Raw genomic sequence first — 12,370 nt, 5'->3', positions numbered from 1 at the left:
TGTTCCGGTAACGCGGCTGGGCCGCATGGGCGAAGTTATCTCCGAAATAGCCGGCACGTTCAAGGCATGAACTGTGCTGTCGGTCGAATTTCGGATTATTCCTAAACGACACGAGCCACCCAATCACCGGCCAGAGATGAAGCCTGCGGGCCTATCGGGTTGGGATCACAACGCCAACGCCACCCCACATCCACCCCGCTCCCGGCACTCCTGCAGTGCGCACTCATCCGCCGCTTCGGCGTCGTCCAGTTCGCTCAGGTCGAAGGTCTTCTTGTCCGCGCCCAGCACGTACATCACCGGGTAATCCCACACATCGTCGCGGCGGGTGCCCTGCACGAACAACCGCCCGCGTGCCTGCGGCCCTTCCAGGCCGACGGTCAGGCCAACATTGCGTTGGCCGTCAATGGCCGTCTGCATGCTGCCCAGCGGCATCGCGTCGGCCTGCAGTGGCTCACCGAACACCTGCACCAGCTCGATGTTGCAGCCGGCGCGCCGCATCGCTTCACGCATGGGCGCGCTTTCGCGTGCCGCCTCACCCCAGCGCAGCAGGCTCCAGGCCGCCATGCCGCCCATCACCCCCAGGAACAGCAGCACCGAGAGGGGCATCGCCCAGCGCCAGTTGCGGCGCCACCAGCCCGAGGCATTCGGGCGATGGGCGGGGATGGGCGGTGGCAGGTGCATCGGCGGGCTCCTTCCCAATCGCGATCAGGGCTTCAGGCAGCGCTCCAGGAAGGCTTCGGCCACCCGGTAGCGGTGCAGCGCATCGGCGCCGGACAGGCCGTGCTTGGCACCAGGGTAGGTCATCAGCTCGAACGGCTGGCCACGCTTCTGCAGCGCGCTCATCAGGCTGGTGGAATTGGTGAACAGCACGTTGTCGTCGGCCATGCCATGGATCAGCAGCAGCGGCGATCGCAGGCCCTCGATGTGGGTCAGCACGCGCGCTTCGCGATAACCGGCGTCGTTGCGCTTGGGCAGGTCCATGTAGCGCTCGGTGTAGTGGCTGTCGTACAGGCCCCAGTCGGTGACCGGTGCGCCGGCCACGCCGCAGGCATAGCTGTCCGACGCCTTGGCCAGCAGCATCAGGGTCATGTAGCCACCGTTGGACCAGCCCTGCACGCCAATGCGCGCCGGGTCCACCCAGGGCTGCTGCTTCAGCCAGGCCACGCCACGCAGCTGGTCGTCCACTTCCACCGTACCCTGCTTGCCATACAGCGCGCCGCCGAAATCACGGCCGCGGCGCGGGGTACCACGGTTGTCCAGCGAGAACACCACGTAGCCCTGCTGGGCCAGGTACTGGTTGAACAGGTGGTCGCCACGGCCGGGCCAGCTGTCGGTGACGGTCTGGCTGGCCGGACCGCCGTACACGTACACGGCCACCGGGTAGCGCTTGGACGGATCAAAGCCGGCGGGCTTGATGAGGCTGTAGTTCAGCGGCGTCTTGCCGTCTGCGGCGGTCAGCGTGCCGAATTCCACCGGGCGCTGTGCATCGCGGTAGCGCGCGTAGGGATGCTTGGGGTCGGCCAGGTCGTTTTCGAGCAGGGTGGCGATCTTCTCGCCATTGGCACGGAACAGCTCGATCTGCGGCGGCGTGGTGCTGTTGGACCAGGTATCGACGTACACGGTGGCATTGCGCGCGAAGCTGGCGGTGTGCATGCCCGGGGCCTGCGACAGGCGCTGCGGCGCGCCACCTTGCAGCGATACGGCGTAGATCTGGCTTTCGCGGGCCGAATCGATGCCGGCGCGGAAGTAGACCTTGCCGGCCTTTTCATCGACCGCCAGCAGTTCGTCCACCGGCCAGTTGCCGTGGGTCAGCGCGGTGGTCTTGCCCTTGGCGTCGATGCGGTACAGGTGCTGGAAGCCGGTGCGTTCGGACGACCACACGATGCTGCCGTCGTCCAGGAAGCGCAGGCTGTTGTGCAGCGGCACCCAGGTCGGGCTGGTTTCATGGGCCAGCGTGCGCGTGCCCTTGCCGGCCAGGTCCACTTCCACCAGGTCCAGCAGCTTCTGGTCGCGCGACTGGCGCTGGAAGGTCAGGCGCTGGCCATCGCGCCAGTCCACGCGGGCCAGGTAGATGTCCTGTTCCTTGCCCAGGTCGATCCAGCGCGGCGTGGCGGCGGCGGCCGGCGCGATCACGCCCAGCTTCACGGTCACATTGGCATCGCCGGCGGCCGGGTAGCGCTGTTCGATCACATCGGTGCGGTCGGCGTAGACCTCGTAGCGCTTCTGCACCGGCACAGGGCTTTCATCGATACGGGCGAAGGCGATGGCCGAGTCGTCCGGTGCCCACCAGTAACCGGTGTGGCGGTCCATTTCCTCGTCTGCCACGAATTCGGCCACGCCGTTGCCGATGGTCGCGCTGCCGTCGGTGGTGAGCTGCAGCTGCTTACCGCTGGCCAGGTCGATCACCCACAGGTTGCGGCCGCGGATGAAGCTGACGAAGCCGCCCTTGGGCGACAGCTTGGCATCGGTGGCGAAACCTTCGCCGTGGGTCAGCTGGCGCACGGCCGCGGCACCCTGCTGCTTCAGGTCGTACAGATACAGTTCGCCGCCCAGCGGGAACAGCAGGCGCTGCGCGTCCGGTGCCCACTGGTAATCGACGATGCCGGTCATGGCGGCGATGCGCTGGCGCTCGCGGCGCGCCTTTTCTTCATCGCTCAGGGTTTCGGTGCCGGGCAGCATCACCTTCGAATCCACCAGCAGGCGGGTCTGGCCGCTGCCGATGTCATAGCTCCACAGGTCCAGCTGGTTGCGGTCGGTGTCCTTGCCACGCAGGAAAGTAACGCGCGAACCGTCCGGGGCCACCTTGGGCTTAATCAGCGTGGGGCCGGACAGCGGCAGCGGGCCGGTGATGGCTTCCAGGGTGAGTTTTTCGGCGTGGGCGGCGGTGCTGGTGGCGAGCATGAGGGCAAGCGAAGCGAACAGATGGCGCATGGAGGGTCCCGGCAAACGGCAGGTCCGCCACGCGGCGGGCGCGTGGCGGTCAGCCCCCATCCTAACCAAGCCCGTGCGGGAAGGCAGCATGACCTTATGCCCATGCCCCGGTGCTGGGGTCAGAGCCCTTTGCGCTGCAAAGGGATCCGACCCCGGGCAAGTCGCATGCGGCACATCCGCCGGGCCATGCCCGGCGAGCGCGGCGGCCGCGAGGAAGCCTCAGCGCTGGCCGAACAGCAGCTTGCGCTCTTCCTCGCTCATCGGCTTGCCGGCGTTGGGGTTCACCTGCTTGCTCAGGGCGTAGGCGCGCTGGGAGGCCGGGCGCGCGGCAATGGCCTCGCGCCAGCGCTTCAGGTTCGGGAAGGCGGCGAAGTCGACTGGGATCTTGTCGTAGGCGCCAATCCACGGGTAGCTGGCCATGTCGGCAATGGTGTACTCGTCGCCGGCCAGGAAGGCGTGCTGCGCCAGGCGCTTGTCCATCACCCCGTGCAGGCGGCGCACTTCATTGTCGTAGCGCTCGACCGCGTAGGGGATCTTTTCCGGCGCGTAGACGTTGAAATGGCCCATCTGGCCACTCATCGGGCCCAGCCCGGCCATCTGCCAGAACAGCCACTCCAGGGCGGTAACCCGGCCGCGCGGATCGCTGGGCAGGAACTGGCCGGTCTTTTCGGCCAGGTACAGCAGGATGGCGCCGGATTCGAACACGCTCTGCGGGGCGCCGCCATCGGCCGGGGCATGGTCGACGATGGCCGGCATCTTGTTGTTGGGCGAAATGGCCAGGAATTCCGGCTTGAACTGGTCGCCCGAGCCGATGTTGACCGGGTGGATGCGGTAGTCCAGGCCGGCCTCCTCCAGCAGCAGGGTCACTTTGTGGCCGTTGGGGGTGGGCCAGTAATACAGGTCGATCATGGCGTCGGCTCGGGGTGCGGAAGGAACCTGAAGTCTAGTGCGTGAGTTGGCTTGGCACCGTCATGGCGGGCCGGTAACCTCGCCTCTCCCCCGAAACGCAGCATCCCTCGCATGAGTGCAAACCGTCCGCCGCTCTCCCCGCTGTCCAACCTGATCTTCGCCTCGCGCTGGCTGCAGCTGCCGCTGTACCTGGGCCTGATCGTGGCGCAGTGCGTCTATGTGTTCCTGTTCGGCAAGGAACTGTGGCACCTGATTTCGCATTCGGCCTCGATGGGCGAGCAGCAGATCATGCTGATCGTGCTGGGCCTGATCGACGTGGTGATGATTTCCAACCTGCTGGTGATGGTGATCGTGGGCGGCTATGAAACCTTCGTGTCGCGCCTGCGCCTGGAAGGCCACCCGGACCAGCCGGAATGGCTGAGCCACGTCAACGCCAGCGTGCTGAAGGTGAAGCTGGCCATGGCGATCATCGGCATATCCTCGATCCACCTGCTGAAGACTTTCATCGCCACCGGCGCGCTGGGCGGCATCCCGCTGTGCACCCCGGAACAGATGAACGTCGCCGCCGCCAACATCGGCGCCGCGAAGTGCTCGATGCTGACCGCCGATGGCGTGCTGTGGCAGACCATCATCCACTGCGTGTTCATCCTGTCGGCCATCGGTATTGCCTGGACCGACAAGCTGATGTCCGGCAGCCACGACAAGGCTGACAGCCACGGCAAGCCCGGCGCGCACTGAGCCACACGGCCGATGGCGACCGCTTGTGTCGCCATCGGCACGGCCCATCCCCTTGTGCGCAAGGGTGGGCGGGATGCTAGATTGCACCCTCGCCGTTGCCGGCGGCGGCGTCGGGAAACGCCAGCCGCCACGCCCGGACCCCGGTCCCGGCCATGCAGAACCACGGCTTACGTAACGTCGTCTTCTAAAGGGGAGCAGGATGTCGCACGTCACAAAGATCGCTGCCGCGCGCCGGTGGATGCCGGTTGCCCTGGCGCTGGCCCTGGCCGCCTGCTCGGGCAAGGAAGAAACGCCGGCACCGGCTGCCGAGGGCGCTGCCGCGCCCGCCGCCGCTGCCCCCGCCACGCCTGCGGTCGCCGCCAAGGTGCAGTCCATGGGCACCGAGCAGCTGCGCGATTCGGCCAGCCAGGCCCTGGCCGAGAACCGCATGTACGCCCCGGCCGGTGACAACGCCATCGAGTACTACCTGGCACTGCGCGACAAGACGCCGGACGACGCCTCGGTGAAGAGCGCGCTGACCGACCTGCTGCCCTACACCCTGATTGCCGCCGAGCAGCACCTGGGCCGCGAGGATTTCACTGAAGCCCAGCGCCTGGTGGCGCTGATCGAGAAGGTGGACCCGTCCGCGCCGGCCCTGCCGCGCCTGAAGGAAGGCCTGACCAAGGGCGTCCAGGTGGCTGCCAAGCGCACCGAGGACGAGACCGCCAAGGTCAAGAAGGATGCCGAGGACCGCGCCAAGCAGCTGGTTGAACAGCAGCGCCTGGCCGACCAGCGCAACAAGGAAGCCGAAGCGGCCAAGCAGATTGCCGCCCAGCAGGATGCAGCCCGCCGCGACAGCGAGCGCCAGGACGCCGAACGCCAGGCCGCCGCCCGCCGCGAGGCCGAACAGAAGCAGCAGCAGGCCGCTGCCCAGCAGGCCAGCGCCGCGCGTGCCGCCGCAGCCACCGCCGCGCCGACCCTGCGCCCGGTCAGCACCCCGGCCCCGCGTTACCCGGCCGAGGCCCTGCGCTCGAGCACCTCGGGCGAAGTGCTGGTGGAAATCACCGTCGGCACCGATGGCTCGGTGACCAATGCCCGCGTGCTGCGCGCCACGCCGTCGCGCATCTTCGACCGCGAAGCCCTCAATGCGGTCAAGCGCTGGCGCTTTGAGCCGGTCGGCGCCCCGGTCACCACCCGCCGCACCCTGGTCTTCGCACCGGGCGGTTGATGGCCCCAGCTGGCGCCGGGCCACGCCCGGCGAAGCATCACGGCAAGGCCCGGAGCGATCCGGGCCTTGTGCGTTTCAGCGCCCGCCGTCGATCAGTCGCTGCAGTGCCGGGTCGCGCGCAGCCAGCACCTGGAACAGGCCCAACGCATGCAGGCCTGGCAGCAGTGCGCGCAGATCGGCTTCGGCGCTGGCCCGGGCAGCCGGATCGCTGGCCGGGTCCTGCCAGTCGCGCACGCTGGCCAGGAAGGCGCCGACGCTGCCCTTGCGCACGGTCAGGCCATTGACCTGCACATCGTTCTGCTGGTCGGGAAGGATGTCCTGCGGTTTCATGAGACTGGGCTCCTTGGGATGAGTGGCCAGTCTCAGGCTTGCCCAACGGCCGTTCTGCCGTATAACTGCCAATACCTATGGCAGATCAGCCACCCTACGCGCCTCTGATCGATCCCGCCCTGGCCGATGCGGGTGCCGGGCCGTGGTTGCTGGCCGTGCAGTTGGCGATGGCAGGCACGCGCCGCACGCCACGCCACCAGCACGCACGTGGGCAGCTGCTGGGCGCGCGCCGCGGCCTGCTGCGCATCGAAGCGGGTGACCAGCACTGGCTGCTGCCGGCCGGGCACGTGGCCTGGGTACCGCCGGAACTGCCGCATGCCTTGGCCAGCGTCGGTGACTTCGATGGCTGGAGCCTGTACTTCAACACCGATGCTTGCAGGGCTCTGCCCTCCGCGCCCCGCGTATTCCAGCCCAGCGCGGTGCTGCAGGCGGCGGTGCCGCGCACGCTGCAATGGCCAAGCGGCACGTTGGGGGCTGCGCAGCTGCGCCTGGCGGCGGTGGTCGGTGATGAAATCGCGGCGGGTGTTCCGTTGCCGCTGGCATTGCCACAGCCACGCGATCGTCGCCTGCGGCGGATCGCCACCGCACTGGCGCGGGCGCCGCATGACACCCGCAGCGTGCAGGACTGGGCCGCCGCGAGCGGACTGTCCAGCCGCAGCCTGGCCCGCCATTGGGTGGCCGAAACAGGCATGGCACTGAGCCAGTGGCGGCAGCGCCTGCGCGTGCTGCTGGCGCTGCCCCGTCTGCTGGCAGGGGAAACGGTCATCGAAGTCGCCCTGTCGATGGGCTACGACACGCCCAGCGCCTTCATTGCCGTGTTCAAGCGCGAGATGGGGGTGACGCCAGCGCGGTATGGCGTGGGGTGACGCAATCAACACTGCCGCTACATACCGCCGCAAACTAAGCTGCCCGATGATTTCGGAGGCACCCAAATGAAGTACGACGACGCCAATTGGCATTCTGACGGCGACTTCCCTTCCGATCTTCCGCCCGAGGCAGGCGCGACCCACATCGGCATGTATCTGGCGTGGCTGCTGCTTCAGGGAATGGCGGGCGAGGAACTGCTGGATGACATGCAGGAAGAGCTGGCCGCCCTGACCCGGCGTGCCATGACACCGGGCAAGTTCGTTCTCGTGTGCGATGGGAAACTGGTTGACGACATGATCAGCGATGAAGCCAACGCCTTCACCGCCGAGTACTACGACATGGAAAACGGTCTGTATCTCGATGACTACGAAGACACGCTCGGTGACGACGTCCCGGATCTCTATCACGTTGCAGATACCTGGGAGAACTTCGACCGTCTGGCACCCGTGATCGCCGAGCGCTTCGCCACCTGGCAGTCGGCACAGGCCTGAAAACAACGAGGCCCGGCATGACCGGGCCTCGCTGCACATCCGCCGGGAGGGGCCCGGCGTTACCTCTTCGGTCAGCCGGAGATGGCCAGGCGTTCCTGGTGGTAGCGGCGCACGGCGGCGAACCACAGCAGGGCCGCAAGGCCGAGGCTGGCGCCCAGGTAGGTGGCCCAGATGGCCGGGGTGATCACTTCATGGCGGATCACCTTCAACAGCATCTGGTTCTGCGACAGGAACGGCACGGCGTACTGCCACAGCTGGCTCTTCACCGGGTAGGCGATCAGCGCGTAGCCCGGCAGCATCGGCAGCAGCATCAGCCAGGTCATGTGGCTCTGGGCTTCCTTCATGCTCTTGGCTGCAGCCGCCAGGAAGGTCAGCAGCGAGGTGCCGATCAACAGCATCGGCAACATCACCAGCAGCATCTGCACCATCGAAACGATGTTCATGTTGAGCTGCCGCCCGGTGTTGCCCGGTGCGATCTGCGCGCTGACCTTGAATGCGACCAGGGTCAGCAGCAGCGACGCGAAGCCGACCACGCAGGCCGCGGCGATCTTGCCGCTGACAATGGCGCTGCGCGAACCGGGCGTGGCCAGCAACGGCTCCAGTGACTGCCGCTCGCGCTCGCCGGCGGTGGTGTCCATCACCAGATAGGCACCGCCCAGGAACGAGGTCAGTGTCAGCAGGATCGGCAGCAGTGCCGACAGCATGATGCCGCGCTTGGCTTCGGCGCTGGCCATGTCCTGGCTGGCCACGTCCAGCGGCCGTGCAACCTGCGCATCAATGCCACGCGCCATCAGCCGCAGTGCCCCCACCTGGCCGTTGTAGGCGGCCAGCGCCGACTGCAGGCGTGCACTGGGCACTTCCGCAGCGCGCCGCGTGCTGTCACGGATCACCTCCACCAAGGCCGGCTTGCCGTCGGCCCAGTCCTTGCCGAAGTCCGGGCTGATGCGCAGCGCCACATCGATGTCCTGCGAGCGGATCGCTTCGGCCAGGTCCTTCGGTGCATCGGTGGCGTTCAGGCCCTGGGCGGCGAGGAAGCGGACCAGGTTCGGCGCGTGCTCCGCGCCGATGGTGGGAATCTGCAGCGGTTGCTCGATCTGGGTGCGCACGCGGCTTTCGGACAACTTGCCCATGCCCAGGATCAGCAGCGGATACAGCAGCGGGCCGAACAGCAGGGTCAGCGCCAGCGTGCGGCGGTCGCGCGAAAGGTCACGCAGTTCCTTGCGCAGCACCGTCATCAGGGTCGACATCATGCTCATGCGTGCAGGCCCTCTTCGCTGCCGATCAATTTCACGAATGCATCTTCCAGGTTGGCTTCGCCGGACTGAGCGCGCAGTTCATCGGCGCTGCCGGCGGCCATCACCGTGCCCTTGGCGATGATCACGATGTGGTCACACAGCGCACCCACCTCCTGCATGATGTGGCTGGACAGGATCACGCAGCGGCCTTCTTCTCGCAGGCCCAGCAGGAAGCGGCGCAGCGCGCGGGTGGTCATCACGTCCAGGCCGTTGGTGGGCTCGTCGAGGATGACGTTGCGCGGGTCGTGCACCAGCGCGCGGGCGATGGCGGTCTTGGTGCGCTGGCCCTGCGAGAAGCCATCGGTCTGGCGATCGAGGATGTCGCCCATGTCCAGTGCATGCGACAGCACCTCGATGCGTTCACGGATGCGCTGTGCGGACAGGCCGTGCAGCTCGCCGAAGTAGGCGATGTTCTCGCGCGCGGTCAGGCGCTTGTAGACGCCGCGCGCATCGGGCAGCACGCCCAGGTGGCGACGGACCTCCACGGGGTTGCGCGCCGCATCGATGCCATCGACGTTGATGCTGCCCTCGTCGGGCGTCATCAGCGTGTACAGCATGCGCATGGTGGTGGTCTTGCCGGCGCCGTTGGGGCCCAGCAGGCCGGTGATCTGGCCATCGGCAGCGCGGAAGCCCACATTGGACACCGCCTGGATGCGGCCGGTGCGGGTGTCGAAGGCCTTGTGCAGGTTTTCGGCGACGATCATGGGGTCCATCCGTTGAACGAGGTGAACGCCGGCACGTAGCTCAGCGTGTCCAGGCAGCTGGCGTCGAGCGCCTTGGCATCGGTGGTGTCGATGAACTGGCCCAGCAGGCGCGGCATGCAGCCGGCGGTGAGGGTGCCGTGGCCCTGGCCACGTGCCACCAGCGAGCGGCCGTTGGGCAGGCCCTTGAGCACCTGTTCGGCATAGCGCGGCGGGGTGACCGGATCCAGTTCACCGGACAGCAGCAGCACCGGCAGATCGCTCTTCAGCGGTGCGGTGAGCGTGGCGGCCGCCGGCTGGTGCGGCCACACCGGGCAGGCCGCGAAGAACGCGCGCGCAGCTTCGGCGCCGAACAGGGCGTCGTCATTCTCCGCCGGGGCCTGGTACCGCGGTGCATCTTCGCTGCAGATGACCGACCACTGCATGCCACGGTTGATCTGGAAATCCATGCTGCGCGTGGCACCGCGCACCAGCGAGGCCAGCGGTGCATAGCGGCCCTGCGCGGCTTCATCCAGCACCAACGGCAGCAGCGAGGAATATTCCGGCACGTAGGAAAAGGCGAAGGCCAGGCCGACCACGCTGTCCGGAGTCAGCACGTCCTGGCGCGGTGCGTTGGTGCCGGGATCGCGGTAATCGACAGTAACCGGCGCAGTGCGCAGGGTCGCGGCCACGCTGCGCAGCTGTTCGCGGGTATCGACCGGGAAGCGCTTGCTGCAGGCTTCATCCTTGCGGCACTGCGCCGACTGCAGGGTGATCGCGTTGTCGAAGGTCTTGGCGAACTCACCGCCAACCACCAGGTCGTTGGGCACCACGCCATCGATGACCAGGCTGCGGGTGTGCTGCGGGTAGGCAATCGCGTAGCGCTGGGCGACACGCGTGCCATAGGACCCCCCGACCAGGTTCAGCGTGTCCACGCCCAGCGCCTGGCGCACCGCGTCCAGATCGGCGATGGCCTCGGCGGTGGTGTAGAAGCGCGCATCGGCACGCCCCTGCAGCGACGCCGCGCAACGCTGCGCATAGTCACGCATCGCCGCCTCGGTGGGCGCAGCGTCTTCATCCATCGGCAGATCCTTGCCATCCGCGCCCAGGCAGCTGAGCGGATTGGAGCCGCCGGTGCCACGCTGGTCGATCAGGAACACGTCGCGCTGCCTGCGCACCTGGCGCAGGGCGGCATCGACGATGACCGCCACTTCGCTGGCCGCCTGGCCGGGGCCGCCCGCCAGGAAGAACACCGGATCCGGGTGGCCGCTGCCGCCGTCACCCGACTCCAGCCAGGCGATGCGCAGGCCGATCCTGCGGCCTTCCGGATGGGCACGGTCTTCGGGGACCTGCAGGGTGGCGCACTGCGCCTCGACGTTCGCGCTGGCGCCAACCGTGGTCAGCGTGCACGGGCGGAACTCGATCTTGCCGTAGCGCCGCGCGGGGCTGTCCGCGGTGGCGTCGGCGCCGGTGGCTGCCGGTGCGCTGCAGCCTGCCAGCAGCAGGCTGGCCAGCAACATGCTGGCCGAAAGCCCGGCCAGCCCGAAATGGTGTCTTTGCATCGTGCTTGATTCCCCTGAAGGACGTTCCTGTCGACCACGACGCAGCGCCGCGGCGGATGTGACCAACTTCTCCGGGCCAACTTACACGGCCACGGCGCCGGCGGCGATGGGTAGACGCGCTAGGCCGGCTCGGCCGCGGCCACCAGGCGGTCGCGGCCTTCGGCCTTGGCCCGGTACAGCGCGGCATCGGCGCGGGCGATCAGCCCGGCCAGGTCGGCATGGCCATCGTCCATCGCCAGGCCGATACTGGCGGTGACCGCCACGGGATCGCTGCCCAGGGTCGCCGGGCCCTGCCGCAGTGCACTGCGGATGGCGGCCGCAAGGCGCGCGGCGTCGGCGCTGCCGCTGCCCGGCAGCAGCAACAGGAATTCCTCGCCGCCATAGCGGCTGAGCAGATGCGCGTGGCCGCGCGCGCAGCGTTCCAGCACCGCAGTGAAATGCTGCAGCACCTGATCGCCGGCGACATGGCCCCAGCGGTCGTTGATGTTCTTGAAGTGGTCCACGTCCAGCAGCAGTACGGCCAGCGGACGCTGCTGGCGGCGCACCTGCTGCAGCTGGTCGGCACCATCGGCCAGTACCGCGCTGCGGTTGAGCAGGCCGGTCAGGCCATCGGTGCGGGCCGCGCGGCGCAGGTCGACCAGCAGGCGTTCCAGCAGCAGCAGGACCAGGGCGAAGCAGCGCGCAAGCTCCAGCATCACTCCCGCCAGGTAGGTGAGGAACATCGGCGAACCCGAACGCATGATGTCCTCACCCGCGCCGGCATCCACCGGCAGGAACAGGCGCACGCCGTAGACCAGGGCTTCGCTGATGAACACCGCGGCCGCCAGCCGGCAGCTGACGCGCTGCGCCGGCGGTGCATGGCGCAGCAGCAGCCAGCCGATCCAGCCGTTGATGACCACGGCGAACACGCTGAACACATGCAGGCGCACGCCCAGGCTGGGCCAGGGCACCAGGAACAGGAAGATGCCGGCCATGAACAGCGCGACCAGGCCCAGCGCACGCCACAGCGGCATCGGCTGGCCCAGGTGCAGGGCCATGCCGCGCAGCATCAGCACACTGGAAATGGCCATGGCCGCGTTGCCGCCGAGGATGGCCGGCACCTGCGGCAACCACGACCGCAGCCCCAGCAGGACCACGCCCAGGGTCAGCAACCACAGGCTGGCCGTCCACAGGCGCAGCACCGGCTGCCCGCGCAGCACCACCAGCAGCAGCGAGAAGCCGACGGCGATGCCGGTGCACAGCAGCAGTCCAAGTACACCGATGGTAGGAAGGTCCAGGGACATGCGGTCCGTGCGTGCCGGGCGATGCGCGCATCCTAGCGCGTTGTGGCGACCGTCCCGCGCGAACGTGACCGCCGCCG

Annotated in this window: 12 protein-coding genes; 4 read left to right on the top strand and 8 right to left on the bottom strand. The window is 68.0% G+C overall.

The genetic code is table 11. The features are described 5' to 3' along the window. Positions 1 to 165 precede the first annotated feature (165 nt). The 3 genes from ACM2ZB_RS16180 to ACM2ZB_RS16170 all read right to left on the bottom strand — a co-directional run bounded on the left by ACM2ZB_RS16180 (position 166) and on the right by ACM2ZB_RS16170 (position 3,840). Positions 166 to 681, bottom strand: coding sequence for a cytochrome c oxidase assembly factor Coa1 family protein (locus ACM2ZB_RS16180; protein WP_416056204.1), 516 nt, complete (start codon positions 679 to 681; stop codon positions 166 to 168). 24 nt (positions 682 to 705) lie between these two features. Next, entirely contained in the window at positions 706 to 2,931 is a 2,226-nt protein-coding gene (locus ACM2ZB_RS16175; RefSeq protein WP_416056203.1) for a S9 family peptidase, read from the bottom strand. 219 nt (positions 2,932 to 3,150) lie between these two features. Further along, complete coding sequence (locus tag ACM2ZB_RS16170) at positions 3,151 to 3,840, bottom strand: glutathione binding-like protein (protein WP_416056202.1); 690 nt, start codon at positions 3,838 to 3,840, stop codon at positions 3,151 to 3,153. Between the two features lie 111 nt (positions 3,841 to 3,951). On the opposite strand from ACM2ZB_RS16170, the gene ACM2ZB_RS16165 reads away from it, so the two are divergent. Continuing rightward, positions 3,952 to 4,578 carry a TIGR00645 family protein gene (locus ACM2ZB_RS16165; protein WP_416056201.1) on the top strand — a complete coding sequence of 209 codons (627 nt, stop codon included), beginning with the start codon at positions 3,952 to 3,954 and terminating at the stop codon, positions 4,576 to 4,578. 199 nt (positions 4,579 to 4,777) lie between these two features. Then, positions 4,778 to 5,785: an energy transducer TonB gene (locus ACM2ZB_RS16160; RefSeq protein ID WP_416056200.1), complete on the top strand. Its 1,008-nt coding sequence runs from the start codon at positions 4,778 to 4,780 to the stop codon at positions 5,783 to 5,785. Between the two features lie 75 nt (positions 5,786 to 5,860). Here the strand turns inward: ACM2ZB_RS16160 and ACM2ZB_RS16155 are convergent, their stop codons facing one another. Next, the gene (locus ACM2ZB_RS16155; protein WP_416056199.1) at positions 5,861 to 6,115 is read right to left on the bottom strand and encodes a hypothetical protein; all 255 of its coding nucleotides are present in this window, start codon (positions 6,113 to 6,115) and stop codon (positions 5,861 to 5,863) included. 77 nt (positions 6,116 to 6,192) lie between these two features. On the opposite strand from ACM2ZB_RS16155, the gene ACM2ZB_RS16150 reads away from it, so the two are divergent. Both ACM2ZB_RS16150 and ACM2ZB_RS16145 read left to right on the top strand, forming a co-directional pair. Continuing rightward, the gene (locus tag ACM2ZB_RS16150) at positions 6,193 to 6,981 is read left to right on the top strand and encodes an AraC family transcriptional regulator (protein ID WP_416056198.1); all 789 of its coding nucleotides are present in this window, start codon (positions 6,193 to 6,195) and stop codon (positions 6,979 to 6,981) included. A 66-nt stretch (positions 6,982 to 7,047) separates the two neighbouring features. Next, the gene (locus ACM2ZB_RS16145) at positions 7,048 to 7,473 is read left to right on the top strand and encodes a hypothetical protein (RefSeq protein ID WP_416056197.1); all 426 of its coding nucleotides are present in this window, start codon (positions 7,048 to 7,050) and stop codon (positions 7,471 to 7,473) included. Between the two features lie 71 nt (positions 7,474 to 7,544). On the opposite strand, the gene ACM2ZB_RS16140 is transcribed toward ACM2ZB_RS16145, so the two are convergent. The 4 genes from ACM2ZB_RS16140 to ACM2ZB_RS16125 form a co-directional block, all read right to left on the bottom strand. Next, entirely contained in the window at positions 7,545 to 8,729 is a 1,185-nt protein-coding gene (locus ACM2ZB_RS16140) for an ABC transporter permease (protein ID WP_416056196.1), read from the bottom strand. Then, on the bottom strand, positions 8,726 to 9,472 hold the full coding sequence (locus tag ACM2ZB_RS16135) for an ATP-binding cassette domain-containing protein (protein WP_416056195.1): 747 nt from the start codon (positions 9,470 to 9,472) through the stop codon (positions 8,726 to 8,728). Before ACM2ZB_RS16135 ends, ACM2ZB_RS16140 begins: the two co-directional genes overlap by 4 nt. After that, positions 9,469 to 11,010, bottom strand: a complete 1,542-nt coding sequence (locus ACM2ZB_RS16130; protein WP_416056194.1) for an alpha/beta hydrolase — start codon at positions 11,008 to 11,010, stop codon at positions 9,469 to 9,471. The genes ACM2ZB_RS16135 and ACM2ZB_RS16130 overlap by 4 nt, the downstream gene beginning before the upstream one ends. Positions 11,011 to 11,129: 119 nt before the next feature. Continuing rightward, the gene (locus tag ACM2ZB_RS16125; RefSeq protein ID WP_416056193.1) at positions 11,130 to 12,293 is read right to left on the bottom strand and encodes a GGDEF domain-containing protein; all 1,164 of its coding nucleotides are present in this window, start codon (positions 12,291 to 12,293) and stop codon (positions 11,130 to 11,132) included. Positions 12,294 to 12,370 lie beyond the last annotated feature (77 nt).

Source organism: Stenotrophomonas maltophilia, from assembly GCF_047782825.1.
GTDB lineage: Bacteria > Pseudomonadota > Gammaproteobacteria > Xanthomonadales > Xanthomonadaceae > Stenotrophomonas.
This window is presented reverse-complemented; position numbering and strand designations above follow the sequence as displayed.